General features: G+C 43.1%; 22 protein-coding genes and 2 pseudogenes. 13 read left to right on the forward strand and 11 right to left on the reverse strand.

Going from position 1 to position 19,513, the window contains the following annotated elements:
• The first annotated feature begins 274 nt into the window (after positions 1 to 274).
• Positions 275 to 2,314, forward strand: coding sequence for a magnesium chelatase ATPase subunit D (bchD, locus tag AC805_RS20990; protein ID WP_055077209.1), 2,040 nt, complete (start codon positions 275 to 277; stop codon positions 2,312 to 2,314).
• Between the two features lie 41 nt (positions 2,315 to 2,355).
• On the opposite strand, the gene AC805_RS20995 is transcribed toward bchD, so the two are convergent.
• Positions 2,356 to 3,030, reverse strand: a complete 675-nt coding sequence (locus AC805_RS20995) for a Uma2 family endonuclease (RefSeq protein ID WP_055077210.1) — start codon at positions 3,028 to 3,030, stop codon at positions 2,356 to 2,358.
• A gap of 120 nt (positions 3,031 to 3,150) precedes the next feature.
• Between AC805_RS20995 and AC805_RS21000 the strand changes: the two genes are divergently transcribed.
• Positions 3,151 to 3,801 (forward strand): DUF2459 domain-containing protein, encoded by a 651-nt coding sequence (locus AC805_RS21000; RefSeq protein WP_072143710.1) that lies wholly within the window; start codon positions 3,151 to 3,153, stop codon positions 3,799 to 3,801.
• A gap of 23 nt (positions 3,802 to 3,824) precedes the next feature.
• Here the strand turns inward: AC805_RS21000 and AC805_RS21005 are convergent, their stop codons facing one another.
• Positions 3,825 to 5,120, reverse strand: coding sequence for a glycosyltransferase family 2 protein (locus tag AC805_RS21005; RefSeq protein ID WP_055077211.1), 1,296 nt, complete (start codon positions 5,118 to 5,120; stop codon positions 3,825 to 3,827).
• 25 nt (positions 5,121 to 5,145) lie between these two features.
• Complete coding sequence (locus AC805_RS21010; protein WP_055077212.1) at positions 5,146 to 5,973, reverse strand: FAD-dependent thymidylate synthase; 828 nt, start codon at positions 5,971 to 5,973, stop codon at positions 5,146 to 5,148.
• 292 nt (positions 5,974 to 6,265) lie between these two features.
• Here AC805_RS21010 and ahcY point away from each other — a divergent pair, with 292 nt between their 5' ends.
• Together ahcY and AC805_RS21020 are read left to right on the forward strand one after the other, a co-directional pair.
• Positions 6,266 to 7,555 (forward strand): adenosylhomocysteinase, encoded by a 1,290-nt coding sequence (gene ahcY, locus AC805_RS21015; RefSeq protein ID WP_055077213.1) that lies wholly within the window; start codon positions 6,266 to 6,268, stop codon positions 7,553 to 7,555.
• 106 nt (positions 7,556 to 7,661) lie between these two features.
• Complete coding sequence (locus AC805_RS21020; RefSeq protein ID WP_055077214.1) at positions 7,662 to 7,967, forward strand: helix-turn-helix domain-containing protein; 306 nt, start codon at positions 7,662 to 7,664, stop codon at positions 7,965 to 7,967.
• Positions 7,968 to 7,993: 26 nt separating this feature from the next.
• Here AC805_RS21020 and AC805_RS21025 read toward each other — a convergent pair whose 3' ends face one another.
• Positions 7,994 to 9,058: a radical SAM protein gene (locus AC805_RS21025; protein WP_055077215.1), complete on the reverse strand. Its 1,065-nt coding sequence runs from the start codon at positions 9,056 to 9,058 to the stop codon at positions 7,994 to 7,996.
• A 94-nt stretch (positions 9,059 to 9,152) separates the two neighbouring features.
• On the opposite strand from AC805_RS21025, the gene tcmP reads away from it, so the two are divergent.
• Positions 9,153 to 9,995 (forward strand): three-Cys-motif partner protein TcmP, encoded by an 843-nt coding sequence (gene tcmP / locus AC805_RS21030; RefSeq protein WP_055077216.1) that lies wholly within the window; start codon positions 9,153 to 9,155, stop codon positions 9,993 to 9,995.
• A gap of 143 nt (positions 9,996 to 10,138) precedes the next feature.
• Here the strand turns inward: tcmP and radA are convergent, their stop codons facing one another.
• Entirely contained in the window at positions 10,139 to 11,587 is a 1,449-nt protein-coding gene (gene radA / locus AC805_RS21035) for a DNA repair protein RadA (protein WP_055077217.1), read from the reverse strand.
• Between the two features lie 120 nt (positions 11,588 to 11,707).
• On the opposite strand from radA, the pseudogene AC805_RS21040 reads away from it, so the two are divergent.
• Both AC805_RS21040 and AC805_RS21045 read left to right on the forward strand, forming a co-directional pair.
• A pseudogene (locus tag AC805_RS21040) lies at positions 11,708 to 11,863 on the forward strand (element excision factor XisH family protein); the annotation flags it as partial.
• 7 nt (positions 11,864 to 11,870) lie between these two features.
• Positions 11,871 to 12,209 carry a XisI protein gene (locus AC805_RS21045; protein WP_055077218.1) on the forward strand — a complete coding sequence of 113 codons (339 nt, stop codon included), beginning with the start codon at positions 11,871 to 11,873 and terminating at the stop codon, positions 12,207 to 12,209.
• Positions 12,210 to 12,238: 29 nt separating this feature from the next.
• Here the strand turns inward: AC805_RS21045 and AC805_RS27520 are convergent, their stop codons facing one another.
• Positions 12,239 to 12,379, reverse strand: coding sequence for a hypothetical protein (locus AC805_RS27520; RefSeq protein ID WP_197278810.1), 141 nt, complete (start codon positions 12,377 to 12,379; stop codon positions 12,239 to 12,241).
• A 120-nt stretch (positions 12,380 to 12,499) separates the two neighbouring features.
• Between AC805_RS27520 and AC805_RS21050 the strand changes: the two genes are divergently transcribed.
• The 5 genes and pseudogenes from AC805_RS21050 to AC805_RS21070 all read left to right on the forward strand — a co-directional run.
• The gene (locus AC805_RS21050; protein ID WP_055077219.1) at positions 12,500 to 13,549 is read left to right on the forward strand and encodes a hypothetical protein; all 1,050 of its coding nucleotides are present in this window, start codon (positions 12,500 to 12,502) and stop codon (positions 13,547 to 13,549) included.
• A 197-nt stretch (positions 13,550 to 13,746) separates the two neighbouring features.
• Positions 13,747 to 14,499: a metallophosphoesterase gene (locus AC805_RS21055; protein ID WP_055077220.1), complete on the forward strand. Its 753-nt coding sequence runs from the start codon at positions 13,747 to 13,749 to the stop codon at positions 14,497 to 14,499.
• Positions 14,500 to 14,639: 140 nt separating this feature from the next.
• Positions 14,640 to 15,086, forward strand: coding sequence for an AAA family ATPase (locus tag AC805_RS21060; protein ID WP_055077221.1), 447 nt, complete (start codon positions 14,640 to 14,642; stop codon positions 15,084 to 15,086).
• Positions 15,076 to 15,852: a tRNA(His) guanylyltransferase Thg1 family protein gene (locus tag AC805_RS21065; RefSeq protein WP_055077222.1), complete on the forward strand. Its 777-nt coding sequence runs from the start codon at positions 15,076 to 15,078 to the stop codon at positions 15,850 to 15,852. The genes AC805_RS21060 and AC805_RS21065 overlap by 11 nt, the downstream gene beginning before the upstream one ends.
• A gap of 97 nt (positions 15,853 to 15,949) precedes the next feature.
• Positions 15,950 to 16,267: pseudogene (locus AC805_RS21070) on the forward strand (DUF4291 family protein); the annotation flags it as partial.
• A gap of 52 nt (positions 16,268 to 16,319) precedes the next feature.
• Here the strand turns inward: AC805_RS21070 and AC805_RS21075 are convergent.
• The 4 genes from AC805_RS21075 to AC805_RS25850 form a co-directional block, all read right to left on the reverse strand.
• Positions 16,320 to 17,522, reverse strand: coding sequence for a hypothetical protein (locus tag AC805_RS21075; protein ID WP_055077223.1), 1,203 nt, complete (start codon positions 17,520 to 17,522; stop codon positions 16,320 to 16,322).
• A 233-nt stretch (positions 17,523 to 17,755) separates the two neighbouring features.
• On the reverse strand, positions 17,756 to 18,292 hold the full coding sequence (locus AC805_RS21080; protein WP_055077224.1) for a hypothetical protein: 537 nt from the start codon (positions 18,290 to 18,292) through the stop codon (positions 17,756 to 17,758).
• Positions 18,285 to 18,518, reverse strand: a complete 234-nt coding sequence (locus AC805_RS21085) for a hypothetical protein (protein WP_055077225.1) — start codon at positions 18,516 to 18,518, stop codon at positions 18,285 to 18,287. Before AC805_RS21085 ends, AC805_RS21080 begins: the two co-directional genes overlap by 8 nt.
• On the reverse strand, positions 18,515 to 18,712 hold the full coding sequence (locus AC805_RS25850) for a hypothetical protein (RefSeq protein ID WP_156341514.1): 198 nt from the start codon (positions 18,710 to 18,712) through the stop codon (positions 18,515 to 18,517). The genes AC805_RS21085 and AC805_RS25850 overlap by 4 nt, the downstream gene beginning before the upstream one ends.
• A gap of 441 nt (positions 18,713 to 19,153) precedes the next feature.
• Between AC805_RS25850 and AC805_RS21090 the strand changes: the two genes are divergently transcribed.
• Complete coding sequence (locus tag AC805_RS21090) at positions 19,154 to 19,381, forward strand: helix-turn-helix transcriptional regulator (protein ID WP_231663993.1); 228 nt, start codon at positions 19,154 to 19,156, stop codon at positions 19,379 to 19,381.
• Here AC805_RS21090 and AC805_RS27005 read toward each other — a convergent pair.
• On the reverse strand, positions 19,322 to 19,513 hold a 192-nt coding region (locus tag AC805_RS27005), incomplete at its 5' end, for a hypothetical protein (protein WP_231664005.1). The genes AC805_RS21090 and AC805_RS27005 overlap by 60 nt on opposite strands.

Below are 19,513 nucleotides of genomic sequence, written 5' to 3' on the forward strand. Positions count from 1 at the left end.
TATAGATAATTCAAATAAAAACTACAGCTTCGACTTCGCTCAGCTAGCTTACACCGAGGGCTGAGCGAAGTCGAAGCCCGTCTACAAGTTATTTAAAACGACTATAGCTTCGCTTGTTGTGGCGATCGCGTGGCTTCACAGACGGCTAAACGCTATAATTTAAGTCAAAGCTTAAAATTTTAAGTAAAGTTTTATTTGAAATTTTTTACTTAAAATTTTTTACTCAAAATTCAATTTTTCTAATTTTTATATTCTTTAACTCATAAGTCGATAAATGGTCTCTTCGCTGCCCACCAAAATAACCACAAACTCTAATATCCCCATCACATTCCCGCTTGCGGCTGTGGTCGGACAAGAAGCGATTAAAACCGCTTTACTGCTAGCAGCGATCGATCCTGGCATTGGTGGCATTGCCCTCGCAGGTAGACGCGGTACAGCCAAATCTGTTCTCGCTCGTGGTATCCATGCCCTATTGCCGCCCATCGAAGTTGCTGTCGATTCCCTTAGCAATTGCGATCCTACCAAACCCGACACATGGGACGATGCTCTCGTTAAGGCAATGAATGACAAGAGCGAAATAGCTACCAAAGTTATTCCCGCTCCCTTCATTCAAATTCCCTTAGGAATTACTGAAGATCGGCTAATTGGGTCTGTGGATGTGAGTCGTTCGGTGCGCGAAGGTCAGACCGTATTTCAGCCAGGAATTCTAGCGGAAGCCCATCGTGGCGTTCTCTATATTGACGAAATCAATTTACTCGATCCGCAGATTTCTAATTTACTGCTTTCCGTTCTCTCCACGGGCTATAACCAAGTCGAACGCGAAGGCATCAGCTATCAACATCCCTGCCAGCCTCTACTGATTGCCACCTATAACCCCGAAGAAGGCATTTTAGGCGAACATCTGATGGATCGGATTGCGATTAATCTCTCTGCCGATGGAGTTCTCTCCCTCGATCAGCGGGTGGAAGCCGTAGATATGGTATTGGGCTATGCCAATTCGCCTGAAGCCTTTTTAAGCGGTTATGACTCAGATATTGACGATCTGCGGACACAGATTATTTTGGCGCGAGAATGGCTTACTGATGTGACAATTTCTAGGGCGCAGATTCAATACCTCGTTGCGGAAGCGGTACGTGGTGGTGTGCAGGGACATCGTGCCGAGTTATTTGCTTTACGGGTAGCCAAGGCGGCGGCGGCGTTGGAAAGTCGCACTCAAGTTAATGCCGATGATTTGCGTCAAGCGGTGGAATTAGTAATCGTACCGCGATCGCCTCTTTCCCCTGAGCAACAACAACCCGAACAGCAACAGCAGCAAGCACCGCCTCCGCCGCCAAATCAAGATGATGGCGAACAGGAGCAGGATGAGAATCAAGAGGATCAGGAACAGGATCAAGAGCAGGAAGATGAATCTCCTGAAATTCCTGAAGAGTTTATCTTCGATCCAGAGGGTGTAATTCTCGATCCAGAAGTTCTTTTCTTTGCTCAGTCGATGCAAAAGCAAGGGCGATCAGGTACACGTAACCTGATTTATTCCCAAGAACGGGGACGTTATATCAAGCCAGTTTTACCCCAAGGCAAAAGCGATCGCATAGCCGTCGATGCCACTCTCCGCGCTTCGGCTCCCTATCAAAAAGCGCGAAGATTGCGCCAACCCCATCGCAAAGTGATTGTCGAAGATGTGGATATCAGAGCCAAGAAGCTAGCACGTAAGGCGGGAGCGCTGACGATTTTCTTGGTGGATGCATCTGGCTCGATGGCTTTGAATCGGATGCAGTCGGCTAAGGGAGCTGCTTTGAGGATGTTGACCGATAGCTATCAAAACCGCGACCAAATTTCTCTGATTCCCTTTCGTGGTGAAAAAGCCGATGTACTGCTGCCGCCCACCCGTTCCATTGAAGCGGCGCGTCGGCGTTTGGATACGATGCCCTGCGGTGGTGGCTCACCGCTAGCCCATGGTTTGACTCAGGCAGTGCGCGTGGGTATGAATGCCAGACAGTCGGGTGATGTGGGCTCGGTAACGATTGTGGCAATTACCGATGGACGGGGCAATGTACCTCTGGCGCGATCGCAGGGTGAACCGATCGACCCTGAAAATAAGCCTGATATCAAAGCTGAATTGATCGATATTTGTCGCAAGATTCGGGCGCTGAATTTGGGGTTATTAGTCATTGATACGGAAAATAAATTCGTATCTACTGGATTTGCCAAGGAACTCGCCGCCGCAGGTGGTGGTAAGTATTACCATTTGCCCAAGGCAACCGATCAAGCGATCGCTAATGTCGCGCTCAGTGCGATCGCCGATCTGCGTAACTAAACGTAACTAAAAAGGAAGGGTGCTTTGCACCCTTCCTTTATTTATGGCTCAATTCCTAATTCTCTAAGTTTTGCCGCAAGGCGATCGGCACGTTGCTTTTCTGATTCAGCACGCTGACGTTCCTTTGCTAGTAAATCTTGAATTTCGGCATAATTTAAGAAAGGATTGCCATCAGCATGAAACATTTTTAAGGTTTCATTATTAATTTCAAACTGAATCCCCAATCTGGGGCTTTGCCAACCACGAACAATAACGAGAGGCGCTAGGCTATCGCCTTGTCTTAGCCATACTAATAAGCGATTAGCCTCATAGTCATAGATATAATACTCCTCCACTCCATAGCGATCGTAGAATAGGAGTTTCTTATCCATTTCTTCTTGAGTATTCGAGGGAGAGAGAATCTCAAATACGACCTGTGGTGGAATATTATCTTCTAACCATTGTTTGTAAGAGCCTCGATGTCCTCTTGGTCTGCCGATCGCTACCATGACATCAGGCGCAGTCGAGAGATCGTTGCGTCCTTGGACTGGATACCATAACAGATCGCCTGCAACAAAAATCTTCAGATCGCTATTTTGATGTTGACTAAAAAACCAGTCCAGATTTTCTTTGATTGTGACAATCCAAATGAAATGGATTGTATTACTTGCCATGGGCTGACCATCGCTTTCAGGGTAAATAATTTCAGTTGATGAGATGGTAAGCTGCGAAACCATAGCACAACTCCATAGAAAGATAATTGACTTATTTTAACATTACGCTAAATTTTAGGATGGGCGGTGCTTTGCGCCGCCCATCCTAAAATTTAGCATGAACACATTATTTTAAAATTGCTCATGACCCGTAAGCAAAAAATCGCGGTAGGCTTAGGAATATTATTGGGAATGGCGATCGCGATCGCCAGTTATTTTCTCTATTGTCCTAGTCCAACTGCGGGGCTATTTCCTCCTCCGCCCAATGCCAAAACTCGCACGATTTATTTTGTGCAGCATGAATGGCATTCGGGCTTAGCATGGGCGCAGCAAGGAGAAAACTTTGGCACGGAAGAATGGAAAGATGCCCCTTACGTGGAAGTGGGGTGGGGCGATCGCCAGTTTTATTTTGCAGGCGATCAGTCCATTCCTTCGATGCTGCGGGCGGTATTTATTCCATCGGCTAGCGTCATGCATGTAGCAAGTTTTGCGGATGCTCCAGAAAAGTTTTTTAAATTTCCTGTATTGCCAATCGAGCTATCGGAAGCAGGATTTCAAAATTTATTTGCGTATGTGAAGCAGACCTTTGCGGTTAATGACAAAGGCGATCGCTTAGCCGCGATCGGCAAGGGGCAATATGGCGTGAGTAACTTCTATGCGGCTGTACCGAGATATTTCTCCGCGTTTAATTGCAATACATGGGCTGCTGAGGCGTTACGCAATGCAGGAGTTTCTGTCTGTCCCAATCGCGCCGTATTCGCTAAAAATCTTGGTGAGCAACTGCAACATCAATAGAGAGATGAGCTTTGCTCATCTCTCTATTGAAATTCTTTTAATGCCGATCGCAATATTGCCGCAGTTTCGTAATTTTGTTGTTGCTCATGGAGTTGGATTGCCTTTGTAAAAGAGGCGATCGCTTCTGGGAAATAGCCGACTTTTATGAGCACAACACCTAGATTCTGGTGGGCATCGGCGTAGTTCGGTTCGATCGCAATTGCTTTTTGATAAGCAGCGATCGCTTCGGTAAAACGTCCTGAGGTTTTAAGCGCAATTCCGTAATTAAAATGTCCTTGGGCAAAATTGGGAGCGATTTGCGTCACCTTTTCAAAATAGGCGATCGCTTCTTTTTGATTGAGTTCTTGATAGATATTGCCTAAATTAAGATAGGCGGAGAGCTTAACAAGATTAGGCACATCTAGGGCAATTACTTGCTCGTAGGCATTCTTGGCTAATTCCCATTCAGCATTTTGATGATGGGCAAGCCCCAAATGATAATGTAACTCACAGCGAATTAAATTCTGGCTCTCGGTATCGTCTAGTAAGGCTAATCCCCTTTGGAGTAACTCAATTCCCAAAAGGCGATCGGCATCTTGAGGACTACTAATGTACAAGGCACCTAATTTGTTGAGCATATAACTATCCTCAGGAAATGCTTCCAAATGCTTATGCATCAATTTTTTGGCAAACTTATACTTTTGTTTAAGCTGGATCTCGCTATCGGTATAACCATAATGCAGTAAAACGGGAATGTCTCTATGGACATTTAGCACTTGCCAATGGGGTTCTTGCGCTTGTAAAGCTAATACCGACCGATCGATCGATTCATGGTAAATGCCTGTAAAGGTAATCGCAGGATGATTGCGAAATAGCCGTAATACCATGGAATAGGGGGCTTGCTTTGCGGCTATTTCCGATCGCAAAAGATTCACTGCGAGACAATCATCCCTTTGCATTACTTCTTGCAAAGGAGCGATCGCTCTTTGCTCCAAAACTTCATCGGCATCGATGACTAAAATCCATTTGCCCTTTGCCTGTGCGATCGCATGGTTCCGCGCCTGTGAGAAATCTTCACACCATTCAAAATGAAATACTCGCGCCTGATATTTTTTGGCAATGGCAACGGTGCGATCGCTCGATCCTGTATCGACGACAATGATTTCATCGGCAAGTGATTGGAGACTCTCTAGGCAGTTGGAAAGGCGTTGTTCTTCGTTTTTGACAATTAAACAAGCACTTAAAATGATGGGAACTGGCGATCGGGCAAATCCTTGTTTGGTAAATTTAGCTGGTTTGATTTTAGCTAGTTTGGTTTTAGCTGGTTTAGTATGGGACATTGATGGGAATTTGGAGATTTATTACTTAAGCTGATTTCGTTAGCTGATTTCGTTCAATATCAAATCGATAGGCTTGGAATCCCGTAAAGTTTGCTCTTTTTGCAGAATCAGGAAGAGCAATGGCAACATGTTCAAAGGGTGACAAGTGAGCGGGTTTAGAAGTTAATAGGCGATCGTGTAGTTTCACATCATCGGCGAGACTACGTACGCCATCATGATTGAGATAACTGACTCTGGCGCAGCGTCCCACCGCAACTTTGACCAATTCGTTAATATCGCTAATTTCGTCAATATCTTCTTGTTTAATTAGCGGTAAATGCCATTCACCTGCGGCTAATTGCTGCGGCTGACTCGCATTATAGGCAGCTTTCATTTTATTAGCAAGATCTTGGATTTCAGGCTGTGCGTCGGGATGACAGCGCTGTTCAAAGAAGTTCTGAAATTCCGTTCCCGAACAAATTACGGTAATTGTGGAAAAAGGTTCTAAAAGGCGATTGACAACCTGTTTGTGAATGCCAATTTCTACTAGTCGCCGCGCATGACGGATCGCATCAAGTCTAGCTTCCTGCCACACTGCCGATGCTGCTTCGATTTCAGCTTCAGTTACTTCCTTTTGGGCAGACATTCCCTTTTGGTTTTTACCCCAATGTAATGGATAGACTTCTTGACTCTCGACGAGTTTAATCATTTTCTCGACGGGAATGGCGCGACTGCTGCTGCTATTTTTGCTGAGCATCCGATGGGTCATAAACTCTGAGTGAACCATGCGATGGTAGGTCAGCACAAACGTAGTTAGGCGATCGCCTGTTATGTTTGTGCTGTCAGCGATGATGGCGGCTTGGGGGTGAAACATGATGCTTAATTCTTAATTCATTTAAGATTGTAGTCTATGGGGTATGACGGCTAGATGTTAAGTGTCTCAACCTTAAAAGCTAGAAGAGCATAACGCTCGCGTAGCGAGCGTTATGCTCTTCCTAAAACCAAAAAAAAATTTTAAAAGCCTTGCGAAGCAAGGCTTTTAAATTTTTTTTGGTTCGTTTGATCGATAATTGCTGTAATTTGCGGAACTCTGGAAATCGAACTCACGTTAATTTAGTTGGCTTGGCATATAATAAGATTAAATTTTGTAAAAAATTAAACTATACATGTCCACTACCATTGCGCCTGAAACCGTGACCGTTAAGCACGAGATTAAGGACATTACACTTGCCCCACTTGGTAAACAACGCATTGAATGGGCTAGCCGCGAAATGCCCGTATTGCGCCAAATTCGCGATCGCTTTGCTGCCGAAAAACCCCTCGCAGGTATCCGCATTGCTGCTTGCTGCCACGTCACCACTGAAACCGCCAACCTCGCGATCGCCCTTAAGGCAGCAGGTGCAGATGCCGTATTGATCGCCAGCAATCCTCTTTCCACCCAAGATGATGTGGCTGCTTCACTCGTCTACGATCACGGGATTTCAGTATTTGCAATCAAAGGCGAAGATAACGCTACATACCATCGTCACGTTGAAATGGCGCTTGCTCACCGTCCCCACATCATCGTTGATGACGGTAGCGATGTAACCACCACCCTCGTACTCCACCACGCCGATCAAATTCCTGAAATCATCGGTACTACCGAAGAAACCACCACAGGTCTAGTTCGCCTCAATGCCATGTTCAAGGATGGCAAGTTGACCTTCCCTGCGATCGCTGTTAACGACGCAGAAACTAAGCATTTCTTTGATAATCGCTACGGTACTGGTCAATCTACCCTCGATGGCATCATTCGCGCTACCAATATTTTGTTGGCTGGTAAAGTGATCGTCGTCGCTGGTTATGGCTGGTGTGGTAAGGGCGTTGCTCTCCGCGCACGCGGTATGGGTGCAAATGTAGTTGTTACTGAAATCAATCCTGTTGCGGCGATCGAAGCCGCTATGGATGGATTCCGCGTGATGCCTATGGATGAGGCTGCACAAATTGGCGATATCTTCATCACCGTGACTGGCAATAAGCACGTTATCCGTCGCGAACATTTTGAAACCATGAAAGATGGTGCGATCGTCGCTAACTCTGGTCACTTCGATCTAGAAATCGACCTCGTTGCGCTAAACGATCTCAGTGAATCGGCTAGCTTTGTACGTAATTTCACTCAAGAGTATCAACTCAAGTCTGGCAAATCTATCATCGTCATCGGTGAAGGTCGTCTAGTTAACCTCGCTGCTGCCGAAGGTCATCCTGCCAGCGTTATGGACATGAGCTTTGCCAACCAAGCTCTTGCCTGTGAATTCCTCGTTAAGAACAAGGGCAATTTACCTGCTGGTGTTGTACCTATTCCTAAGGATGTCGATCAAGAGATCGCTCGCTTGAAGTTACAAGCAATGGGCATCAAGATTGATACGCTCACTCCTGAGCAAGTTCACTACCTCAATTCTTGGACTGAAGGAACATAATCAAAAAAGGGAGCGCTAAGCGCTCCCTTTTTTATGAAGTTGATTAGCCATGAATATGCCAAATAAGGTATATTAGATATAACTCAACAAATCAAAAAACAGATAAATGAACCAGAATCAAATCCCTGAAGTTATTCAAGGTAGCAATAATGTGTTTGAGGATTTGGGCTTTGCACCAGAAGAGGCTCTTAATCTCAAAATTCGTGCCGATTTGATGTTGAACATTAAGCGATTCATTCAGTCTCAAGGATGGACACAAAAGCAGGCGGCTTTATTTTTTGGGGAAACTCAACCTCGGATTAGCGATTTGATCAATGGCGATATTGAGAGGTTTAGCATTGATAAGTTGGTGATTATGCTGGCTAAAGCTAGTATGGATGTACGGTTTGAAGTAACGGAAATATTAACCTGAGAATTTTGTAGTGAGTAAAAACTCTTTCAAGATGCTACTAATTTTACAGTACCTTTTGGAGATTTTTTTTGATTACGAATAGCTTTACTATGTTGCGCGATAGCTTGAACAATAGATGTTTCTAGCTTTTTCGGCTCTCTTGTATAGTTATCCCAGTCCTCTACTGTCTTCCTAAATAGCCAATAGTCCAAAGCCTCATCGTTTACAAAACCACGTAATTCAGGATCAACCCAAATATGGAGAAGATCTTTGCAACCTATAATAGTAGCCGCTTGTTCAAGATTATTCCATTGTTGAATAAAGTTCTCTGCCCAAGAATGTCTATTTGTAACAGAACGGACAAAATCTAATCCTGCTTCAATCATTCTCTTTCCATTTGTGCCGCGAGCATTAATAGGTTCCCAGAAAATTACTTCAGGCTCAAATACTATGATCTTATGTAATAAATTTTGAAAATCCTGTAGATGCATTGTTGGCGGAGTAGGAGCGATCGCGGCATATAATTTAATTCCTGCTTCATATCCTTGGAGCATGGCTTTATAGCGATCAGATGGCAAAGGTGCGGCGGGTTCAATTTTGCGACTGAGTTCATCGTCAAGCATTGGTAAACTCATGCCAACGGTTACATTGCGCGATCTCAAAATGTCTATATCATTCACCCATAAAGGGCTACGTGTCAAAATTCGTATGCGTTTTTCATATTTGAGAAGAACTTTGACAACTTCTCGCGTGATTTTTGCTGTTTGATGGTTTTGATAGGGATCGGTTCCAGAGCAGAGCATTACAACACCTTGCCCTGACTCTGTAGTTTTCCATGTCTTTTTTCGACTAAGTTTTTCTTCTAGCTGTTCTGCTATTCCTTCACGAACAAAGAGATACTTCCCCCAATCCATTTGGGGATTATCAACACCTTTAAGTGCTAGTTCTGCTTGTCTGGTTCTGATAACAGGGGTTGAGGGAACATAACAAAATGTGCATCCATGTAAACAGCCAGAAGCGACGTTGATAACGTAATCGCATAGTCCTTTTTTTCTTAATGCGCTTTCCTGTAGAGGACTAGCGACAGTTTCAGTGCCTCTTACAGTATCCATAATTAGAACCTCACTTTTTGAAAGTCGTACAATATACTAAGTTATATCTTATGTTATATTTTCAGTAATATACAACTATTTGGTAAGAATTAGGATGCCCATCACTCCATCTGGTCAGGGATTTAGCAAAAATACTTCAGCAAAGCAAGAGCAATTTAGGTATTTCATGAATATACATCTGGGTATTTGTAAAGTGATTTTTGAGAAAAATAAGGATAAATCTTGGTTGTCACATCAGTACCATTATATTGATCTTAATGCTGGTACTGGGATTAATGAAGAGTATGGTGAAGGCAGTCCGATAATTTTTTTGCAAAATGCTTTATCTCAAAAAGTTGAAACCCGATGCTATTTTGTGGACGTTAAAGAACAGATACTAAATGAATTGAAACAGAATATTGTCGATTTCCCTTGTCAATCTGAATTTTTTGCCTATGATAATAAATTAGCACTCAACAGTATTTCAGAAAGTTTGCGTTCTAATTCTGGCAATAATAAAAAGCTATATGGACTATTGTATTCAGACGAAAATGGAACTGTTCCTCCATTTGATGAACTAGCCCAAGTATTTAAGAATAAGCATTTAGAAGCTATTGATATTCTGATCTACTTTTCAGCGACAAATGTAAAACGCTGTTTAAAGTCTGACACTTCTGACGTTTACAAAAGGCTAACAGAATATATTCGCAATGTGCCAAAAAAACACTGGCAAATTAGACAGTCAGAAGACAAACATCAATGGAGCTTTTTGTTTGGAACTAACTGGGATAAAAATGGACAAATGGGATATCCAAAAGTCACAAAGTACAATTTTCATGACATCAGCAGTAGTAAAGGTAGAGATATTTTAGAGCGTCTTGCATATACGAATAATGAGATACACGAAATGATACAGCCTAAAATTCTAGGTTTTGACGAGTTAATGGGCAATGATTAATGGCTAAACTTATTTCATTCCTTCTAATAATGTGTTGGAGTCGATCCATCAAAAGTGAGATGCAAAAGTCACAACTTGTCTGTTACATCTCAATTTTACCGTTATAACGAAGTCGAAACTCTCCATTATTCCACTAAAAATACTTAATTCTCATTTTCTGACTCATCACTTACACTAGAAGACTCAAACTTAGTGCGAGGCAAAGCCGCCACGATCGCATCTAATACTTTAGTTACAGGAACGATTTCCATACCGTAATTTTGCATCACCTGCATACTAGGAATGATCGCCCGTTTAAATCCCAACTTTGCCGCTTCCTTTAAACGCATATCTAACTGCGATACGGGGCGCACCTGTCCGCCTAGTCCCACTTCACCAATCATCACCGTGCGCGGATCGACTGTGCGATCGCGAAAACTTGCAGCCACAGCGATCGCTACTCCCAAATCCACCGCAGGTTCCGCCACATTCAATCCACCCGCCGCCGCCACATAAGCATCAAGCTTTGATAGAGGAATCCCAATTCTTTTTTCGAGAACCGCTAGGATTTGCAGAAAGCGATTAGTCTCGATACCCGTAGTCGTGCGGCGAGGCGAGGAATAACTGGTGGGACTGACAAGGGCTTGTAACTCCACCACAATCGGGCGCGTTCCCTCACAGGCAACAATCGTAGCGGTTCCAGGGACAGATTCATCACGATTGCCGAGAAATAACTCCGAAGGATTGGAAACTTCACGCAAGCCGCGATCGATCATCTCAAATACACCGATTTCCTGAGTTGCACCAAAGCGATTTTTGACCGATCGCAATAATCTGTGCGTGGCAAAGCGATCGCCTTCAAAATAAAGAACCGTATCCACCATATGTTCTAATACCTTTGGTCCCGCGATCGAGCCTTCCTTCGTGACATGACCAACGATAAATAGTGAGATATTCTCTCGCTTAGCTACCCGCATCAACGCTGCCGTACATTCCCGTACTTGCGAAACGGAACCAGGAGCAGCATTTAAGTTTGAGAAGTAGAGCGCTTGAATACTATCGATTACGGCAACCTTGGGACGGAGAGATTGCAATTCTCTTAAGACAGTTTCTAAATCCGTTTCCGCTAACAAATAGAGATCTTCAGAATTTTCTTCTAAGATTCCCAATCGCTGCGATCGCAGTTTCACCTGTTGTGCTGATTCCTCGGCACAGACGTAGAGTGTCGGATAGCGGCTCATCAATTTTTGCGCCATACCTAGCAATAACGTACTTTTGCCAATCCCTGGTTCACCACCAATCAGCACAAGGGAACCTGCCACAATGCCACCACCTAAAACGCGATCGAGTTCTTCATAGCCAGAAGGCGATCGCGCTTGGTCATTGTCGGTAATTTGCGAGAGGGTTAAGGATTCTCTAGGTTTGGCTTTGCCCGTGGATTTGGCTGTACCAAGATGCGAGAATGTGGCGATCGCATTGGTATTTGCAGACACGACAGGAATTAGTTCTTCTTGCAAGGTTCCCCAACTGGAGCAAGTGGGACATTTCCCATACATCTGCGGGAAGTCTTCACCGCAGTTATTACACACATATCGACTTTTTGCTTTTGCCATTGTTTAAATATATAACAGGCTTAATGATAAGGGTAAGATTGGCGGCGCAGAGCGCTGCAAATCTTAGTAAAAAAAGCGAAATTTGCTATACTAGAGAGCAAACTCATCGCTTAGATTTTTGTGTCTGCAAGAGATATTTACCATAACACTGTAAGGATTGCTTTGGAAAAGGATGGATGGACAATCACTCACGATCCATTTCCACTTCAAATTGGCAAGAAACGTTTATCGGCAGATTTGGGAGCAGAACGCTTAATCAGTGCTGAAAAAGAATTATTGTAAAATGGATATTCGATTAAAATATCAAAGAATCATTAAGAATGTTCTCCAGAGTCATGCTGACTATCGGGCTACTTTACCTGATGGTTATTCTTCTCAGGTTGTGTTTGATGATGAGCGAGGGCAGTATCTAGTTTTAGATGTTGGCTGGAGTGGTAATAAATATCTCCATGCAACACCAATTCACCTTTGTTTGATTGTGGATAAGGTCTGGGTTCAATGTGATGATACTGAGGAAGGTATAGCTACTGATTTAGTGGAAGCAGGTATTCCCAAAGAGGATATAGTACTCGGCTTTCGTTATCCTAAGATACGCGAGTACACTGGGTTTGCTGTAGCTTAATGGTGAGACTAGCGATCGCATTGGTATTTTTAGAGATGACAGGAATTAATTCCTCTTGCAAGGTTCCCCCAACTGGAGCAAGCAGGGCATTTCCCACATATCTGCGGGAAGTCTTCACCACAGTTATTACAAACATATCGAGATTTTGGTTTTCGCCATGAGCTAAATATATAACAAAAACTTGACTTTCAGTATCAACACTCTATAGTTTTAGATAGAAATTTTCTGTCTAAATACACATAGTTATGAGAAAAGAGTCAGACCGTATAATCGAATCTTAAGTAAAAATTATGGATAATTTCATGTTTGCGTTGGAACGTCCACCGACATTACCTCTGGAGATTGAAAGTCTTTTTATACCAGAGTATAGACCTGAAGATCGCTTTAGCATGACTGTCGTTGGTACTTTTGCAGACTTAGGGAAGCTTATGGACGCGGCTCAGGAGTTGCAGGGGATACTCGCTCGGTGTGCTGCTTGGTATGAATCGGAGCCATTAGCTAAAGCTCAGTTATTAGATGCAGATATAGATGCAGATATACCTTTAGAACCACCCATAGCCGATTGGTTAACTGCAAGAAATCTAGCTATTCCTCCAGTAGGTATTGGCTGGTTAGGGAAAGAAGCCGAAGCTAAGGATGCGGTAGTGAGAATTGGGAGTTCTTTATGTGTGCATAGGTTAAAACCCTGCTATAAAAAATTATCGAATGGTAAAGAATTTTATTATGATGCAAAATATGATGTACATCATCCATTAGTAGTTTTTTTTGAAGAATTTGGAGGGGAGGTTTTAGGAGAAGGCGACTGTAATGGACATGATGGGATTGTAGCTGACTTAACTTGCTCTTGTAGCGATCTGGTAGGAAATCATTTAGAAAGGGAATTATGGCAATATAATTGCCTTGATTATAATCTGTATGCTCTTCCGCCTTGGCATCCTAAAGGGATATCTCTTGATCAAGTTCGAGCGAGAGAAACTTTCAATAGACTTTCTAACGGAGGAGATGCAGAACATCCTGATGATCATCCCGAAGTTGCTAAAAAGTTGAAGCAACGATCTTCTTTCACTAGTGCTAGTGCATGGGGCATTGATATCGGTTTCCATGTTGGGCAACTTCAAGTTGTGAAACAAGATGAAAATTGGCGAATTGCTCCAGAAGAAATCCCAATATCTACTAACACTATGGACATATGTTTTGAAGACCAAACCTTAAGCCTTGGTTGGATTACCTTTGATACTTTCATTTACGGATTTCCATCAATAGTAAATTATCTAGCCAAACATGGATGCACAAATTTTCGATATGAATTAGTCGATTTTGGTCAAGTACGCGAAGATTAGAGTACGATTGACGATCTTCTCGTAATGCGATCGCCGATCTTGCAGTGTGAGTTAATGAAATGTAACGCGCATTTTTGATGTTTGTTGTTAATGTGTTACGCTCCGCTAACCCATGCTACTACTATGGTCAAACTAGATAGGATTTTTCCGTCATACATAGTTATACGTCTCCAATCTTGGGATAAAGTTGAGATAAAATGAAGTTGCATATCCTCAGTGACTTACATATTGAGTTTGAGTCGTTTAACCCCCCGAAGACCGAAGCAAACGTGGTGATTTTAGCGGGAGATATTCACGTTGGCAAAAAAGGTATTGATTGGGCTAAAGCAAACTTCCCAGATCAACATGTGATCTATGTGCTTGGAAATCATGAATACTATGGAAGAGCATTTCCAAAACACGTTAGTGATCTCAAAGAGCTAGTCGAAGGAACAAATATTCACATCTTGGAAAACAGTTATGTAATTGTTGATGAGTTTGCATTTCTGGGTTGCACGTTATGGACAGACTTCAAATTATTCGGTGATCCAAAAATTGCTGGTTATCAGGCAACTCAGACAATGACTGATTATCGAAGAATCCGTATTAGCCCACAATATCGCAAACTTCGGGCGATCGATACCGCCGTGATTCATACTAAATCATTGAGATGGTTGGAAGAGGAGGTAGCAAGACTTAAAGATAGCGTAAATAAGATTGTCATCATTACTCACCATGCGCCTAGCAAGCTTTCGCTACCAGAATATTACCAAGATGATACTTTGAGTGCCGCTTATGCTTCACATCTTGATCATTTTGTTCAAGAATCCTATGCTAAATTGTGGATACATGGGCATGTGCATACGCAGCAGGATTATGCGATCGGGAACACTCGAATAATCTGTAATCCTAGAGGTTACCCAGACGAGCAAAATAAGGATTTCATTCCAGATTTAGTAATTGAAGTGTGAGGACTACGATTATAGCTAGATCGACCACATTCCATCTCTGTCGTTAGTCATCTCAAATTGATAGCGAGGACATAGCGTAATCTTATCTGTGGGATAATAGTCTTGGTAGCGATATTCTTCGATTAGGTGTTAAATCAGCGGTGCAGGCAATCATTTTTGTTGGTATTCAAGCAAGTGGCAAATCAACCTTCTACAGCCAATGTTTTTCTAATACTCACATTCGGATTAACTTGGATATGCTTAAGACCAGACATCGAGAAAAGCGTCTTGTAGAAACCTGTCTGGAAATTGGTCAACCCTTTGTTGTCGATAACACCAATCCCACACCTGAAGAACGCGATCGCTACATTTCTTTAGCAAAGAGTAATAGATTCCGTATCACTGGTTATTATTTTGCATCCAAAATTTCAGATTCAATCCAACGAAATCAGAACCGTGAACTTGGACAGCGGGTTCCAGAAAAAGCGATTAGAGGCACATACTCACGATTGGTGCTTCCGACCTATACAGAAGGGTTTGACGAACTATATTATGTTCGGTTAGTACTAGGAGAATTTACAGTACAGGAGTGGATTGATGAAGTTTGACGAATTGGATACAAAGCTCAGAATTTTTGAGACAGCCCATGATCTGTGTGTATTACCAAGTATCTTTATGGTTGCTAGAATAGATGGACGTAACTTTACCCGATTGACAAAAGAAATCCACAAATTTGAGACTCCTTTTGATGCGCAATTTCGAGATCATATGGTGTCTACGGTAAAACATTTGATGGATTGTGGATTCCGAGTTGTTTACGGCTATACCCAGAGTGACGAAATATCGCTTCTATTGCATCGAGATGAAGAAAGCTTTGGTCGTAAGCTACGCAAACTTAATTCTATTTTGGCAGGAGAGGCAAGTGCAAAGCTATCGGTACTACTGGGAAGTATAGCCGCTTTTGATTGTCGCATTTCTCAACTTCCTACGTTAAATCTAGTAGTTGATTATTTCTGCTGGCGCAATGAAGATGCCCATCGAAATGCATTAAATGCTCACTGTTACTGGATGTTACGTAAAGCTGGCGAGAGCGCTGGAACTGCTACAGAAAAAATTTATAGACTTTCAGTGAGTGATAAAAATGAACTTCTTTACCAGCAAGCGAATATTAACTTCAACGATTTACCAAGCTGGCAGAAGCGGGGCATAGGATTATATTGGGAGTCATACCAAAAAGAATCAACTAATCCCAAGTCAGGAGAGAAAGTCTTTGCAATAAGAAGACATATCAAAGCTGATATGGAGCTCCCAATGAAAGATGACTATAGTAGCTTTATTCGCGAGCTTGTACTTCGGGAGCATCCAGATATGTAACTCGTGGGAATGGCATAACCTAAGGCTCATCTTCACGACAACGAAATCAAGCAAGTTATCTTTGTTGACCTAGATTTAATTTTTTTCTTTGCAAATAATGAAAGTACAAACTGAGCCATATCTGAATCAAAAAGATCGTTGGCAACCAAGCGGAAGAGTTATTCTCGCACAGTATGATGCAGATTCAATCGTGGTTTATCAAGCCTATCCTCCTGCTATTGGACATTTTGCGGCAAGTCATGGCTACTTCGGTGGAGACTTTAAATTTTCCCGTATGACTTGGATTAAGCCCAACTTTCTGTGGATGATGTATCGTTCGGGTTGGGGAACAAAGGAGGGACAGGAAGTAACTTTAGCAATTCGTATTCAACGCTCCGCCTTTGACTCAATTCTTTCCCAAGCCGTTCACTCTAGTAAGTTCTACGGGAATTAAAAAAAGCGATCGCAGTTTTAGCGATCGCTTTTTTTTAAATTTCCTTGGCTAGCAACCGAAATAGCATTTCCACAGCTTTAGTAATTACCCTAGAGCGTACCAGCTTAATCGGTACACCATTGGCTTTTAGTTTATCCCTAAAATCACCGAGAGCCTTGCAGATATCGTTATTCGGTCTGCTTCTCTTTGGTTCGATAGTCGTGTATTCCCACTGGAAAAGGGCAAGCCGACACAGGTTGCTACCCCCGACGATCCACTTCTCAGATTTTCCAGAACTATCCTCGACCAGACCATGACCGAGGGCAAGTTTAAACGCTGCGAGCGATCGATAACGTTTGCTCTTACCCATGCCTTTTTTGTTTCTGACCAGCTCCACAATTGGCTTGCGATTTTGGTCTAGATAGGTTTCAAGCGGGAAAATCGTACCGAGTAGATACGATCGCACACGCTGACCCATGCCGAATTTATCAAAGACCTTGTGGTAAGGAGCGAACATATCCGCGCCGATCGCCTTGGTTAGTTGCCTTTCGATCTGCACTTCCTGATCTTGGATATCGCAAATCCTTTGGGCGTGCTGCTTGGTGAAGTCACTTATCCCCGTCCCAATTGAATTAGCCAAAAGCTTATTAATTTTGTTCCTGGACTGGGTAGATATTTTCTTACCAGCAAGGTATCGCCATATCGGAGCGGGTAGATCGGATGAGCGCTTACCGTTTTGTTCGCAGATTTCTGGAAACTCGAAGGCAAGAGATTGCCTGACGCGATTAACAATCGGTGACTGAACCCGCTTGAGATGGGATAGCTGCAAACTTAACTGTCTGATGTTTCCAGAAATAGAGAAAGGATCGAATTTTACAAAGTACTCTGGTTTATCGCAATGCTCAAAGCCATAACAGCCAAGAGCCAAAGCATCCGCATAGTCATTTTTATTAGGTAGCCTGTTGGACTTGCGATAAGCCTTTAACTGGCAATGACCGACCCATAGCAGTTTTATGCCATTGGCATTTAAAGTCTCTGCCCAGATGCGGGAGTAATGTACCCCCGTCGGTTCGAGGGATGCGTGGGTAACGCCTAAGCTTAAAAGCTTGTCAATCCCCGCCTTATTGGGAGAGATTTTAAAAATCTCTTCTCTGTTTTTGCGGAAGTAGTCCAATTTGTCATCTATGGGATTTTCGATAATCGCGCATACGACAAAGTGGGCTGAAACATCAATCCCTAGAATCTTTTTAGTTGTCATGGTTCTTTTTTAAGGGGCTGTTTTTTTCCAAATACCTGTTAACCCAGAACACGAATCACCCAAGCGTCCGTAGACCTATTCACTCTTAATTCCAGCAGGTTCTTAGGTAGGAGAACGCGAACGGCTAAAACCCGAAGGTCAGTTCATTCAAAGTTCCCCACACCCGTACTGAATGCTTTGGACACACCCAGCAAGCGACGCGGTGAATATCACCGCGTCCGTTGCTGAGTTGTCTAAGCGAAATCATCCTCCCATTCATCTTCATTTAGGTCTAAGAGTTCGTCGAACTCCTCATGGGTAAGTTGAAGCTCTTTCCGCCAGCCCAATTTAATCGCCTCGCAGAGTGCGGGGAAATTTTCCCGATGGCGATCGCAAAAAGCATTTGTAAATGCTCTGCCAAAGTTTTCTACGTTCTGTGAAGTTTCGAGATTGATGATTGCAGACTGGATTAACCCAAAGAGCATGGAGGCTTCAAGAGGAAGAATTTTAAATAGGAGCTCTTCCTCGCTCTGGCATTCTTGTGAGTAGGCTTTAAATCCCTCCTGTAGCTCTTCTCTGGTTGGTAGGGGTTCATCTTCCTCTATCGAGATAGGTACTTTCGGGATACTAAACCCGATCGTCGGTTTGAGTTCGATGATGTGTTTGAGGCGATCGCAGATGCCAAGGTAGACATCGACAATCTCGCTCTCAGAAAACTGCGAGGCATCAATGAAATTAATCAAGGCACTAGAACGTGAATTAATGAGATAGGGGCTAAATTCTTCAGGCATTGTTATTAGTTACCTCCTTATTGGTTTCCAGTGTGTCGCGTTGAAGCTCCAAAGATTCCTTGATATAAACCAAGGCGTTTCGATAGTCGTTTTTCCAGTCAATGTCAACGAGTTGCGACATGAGGGCTAGATTGACCATCGTGAGGGAAAATTGGACGGTTTGAATGTTGGGATTAGCGATCGCAATTATGTTCTCGATCGTGTTCTGGATGGGCTGCGGACTCATGAAGCATCGTCTCCTTGGATGGTGGGTCTGAGGACAGAGAGGGTTGGAGCATTTTGAAAAACGCGATCGCACTGGTTAAGCAAGGCACTGGCCAGAGAGATTTTTAGCGCCATAGGCAAGCGCTCGATCCAGCCCTCAACGTTAGCGGGCATAGGGTGAGATTTAGAACTCCAATAACGTCCAATTGGGTGCATGATGGGTTGACCTCTTAGCATTTTGGTTTACGGAATCGTTTAGATTGTGGACAGGTCGCGAAATGTGGCGACTTATCGGTGTTAAGTGGTATCCACTTACCCGCATCGGTCTTAGCCCAGAAAATACGGACACCACAGCCAGCACAGAATGAGCCTTTGGAATTAGGCGGTATTTCGTAAGGCATATAGTTTTTAGGTTTGCGAGGGAAACAAGGCGCATAAAAATCACGACTACCTAATAGTTAGGGAATCTCTAGACCGTGATATATATGAATGCGACAAATGGCTTAATACAAACGGGGGCGGCGTTTGACTAATTTCTAGTCGAGCGCCGCTCTTTGTTTGCTCTATTAATGTAAAGCCCACTTAGTACTTTGTCAAGCGTGCTTTTAATAAGGTAAAATTGGATTATCATTTATGGAATCACTGGAATCGCCACTTATGAGACTTAGAACATTAAGAAGATGCTCTCAGCAAGATTTAGCTAAAGCCGTAGGGGTGAGTAGGCAAACTATCAGTAATTGGGAAAATGGCAGAGAAGAGCCTAAGTTAAAGCTTTGGCAATATAAAGCTCTCTGTAAAACTTTGGGGGTTAATTCTATTGATGAATTACCAGATAATTTCGCGCCACAGCCAATTAACGATAGCCAAAATCAAAATCAAAATTAAGCGATCGCCCAAGATAGCGGCGCACAGCGCTCCCCCATAAAAAAGTATGGAAGTCTTACAGTTAAGCGTTTTGGACTTACCACCAGTTAACCCACTGGGAATAATGCCTAGATTTGGGATTAGCGGAAAAGA

This window comes from Pseudanabaena sp. 'Roaring Creek' (assembly GCF_001402795.1).
Classification (GTDB): domain Bacteria; phylum Cyanobacteriota; class Cyanobacteriia; order Pseudanabaenales; family Pseudanabaenaceae; genus Pseudanabaena.

Bases quoted from the DNA above. Each gene is read 5' to 3' on its own strand.
- bchD (WP_055077209.1), top strand. From the start codon at position 275: ATGGTCTCTTCGCTGCCCACCAAAATAACCACAAACTCTAATATCCCC.
- AC805_RS20995 (WP_055077210.1), bottom strand. From the start codon at position 3,030: ATGGTTTCGCAGCTTACCATCTCATCAACTGAAATTATTTACCCTGAA.
- AC805_RS21000 (WP_072143710.1), top strand. From the start codon at position 3,151: ATGACCCGTAAGCAAAAAATCGCGGTAGGCTTAGGAATATTATTGGGA.
- AC805_RS21005 (WP_055077211.1), bottom strand. From the start codon at position 5,120: ATGTCCCATACTAAACCAGCTAAAACCAAACTAGCTAAAATCAAACCA.
- AC805_RS21010 (WP_055077212.1), bottom strand. From the start codon at position 5,973: ATGTTTCACCCCCAAGCCGCCATCATCGCTGACAGCACAAACATAACA.
- ahcY (WP_055077213.1), top strand. From the start codon at position 6,266: ATGTCCACTACCATTGCGCCTGAAACCGTGACCGTTAAGCACGAGATT.
- AC805_RS21020 (WP_055077214.1), top strand. From the start codon at position 7,662: ATGAACCAGAATCAAATCCCTGAAGTTATTCAAGGTAGCAATAATGTG.
- AC805_RS21025 (WP_055077215.1), bottom strand. From the start codon at position 9,058: ATGGATACTGTAAGAGGCACTGAAACTGTCGCTAGTCCTCTACAGGAA.
- tcmP (WP_055077216.1), top strand. From the start codon at position 9,153: ATGCCCATCACTCCATCTGGTCAGGGATTTAGCAAAAATACTTCAGCA.
- radA (WP_055077217.1), bottom strand. From the start codon at position 11,587: ATGGCAAAAGCAAAAAGTCGATATGTGTGTAATAACTGCGGTGAAGAC.
- AC805_RS21045 (WP_055077218.1), top strand. From the start codon at position 11,871: ATGGATATTCGATTAAAATATCAAAGAATCATTAAGAATGTTCTCCAG.
- AC805_RS21050 (WP_055077219.1), top strand. From the start codon at position 12,500: ATGGATAATTTCATGTTTGCGTTGGAACGTCCACCGACATTACCTCTG.
- AC805_RS21055 (WP_055077220.1), top strand. From the start codon at position 13,747: ATGAAGTTGCATATCCTCAGTGACTTACATATTGAGTTTGAGTCGTTT.
- AC805_RS21065 (WP_055077222.1), top strand. From the start codon at position 15,076: ATGAAGTTTGACGAATTGGATACAAAGCTCAGAATTTTTGAGACAGCC.
- AC805_RS21075 (WP_055077223.1), bottom strand. From the start codon at position 17,522: ATGACAACTAAAAAGATTCTAGGGATTGATGTTTCAGCCCACTTTGTC.
- AC805_RS21080 (WP_055077224.1), bottom strand. From the start codon at position 18,292: ATGCCTGAAGAATTTAGCCCCTATCTCATTAATTCACGTTCTAGTGCC.
- AC805_RS21085 (WP_055077225.1), bottom strand. From the start codon at position 18,518: ATGAGTCCGCAGCCCATCCAGAACACGATCGAGAACATAATTGCGATC.
- AC805_RS25850 (WP_156341514.1), bottom strand. From the start codon at position 18,712: ATGCACCCAATTGGACGTTATTGGAGTTCTAAATCTCACCCTATGCCC.
- AC805_RS21090 (WP_231663993.1), top strand. From the start codon at position 19,154: ATGAGACTTAGAACATTAAGAAGATGCTCTCAGCAAGATTTAGCTAAA.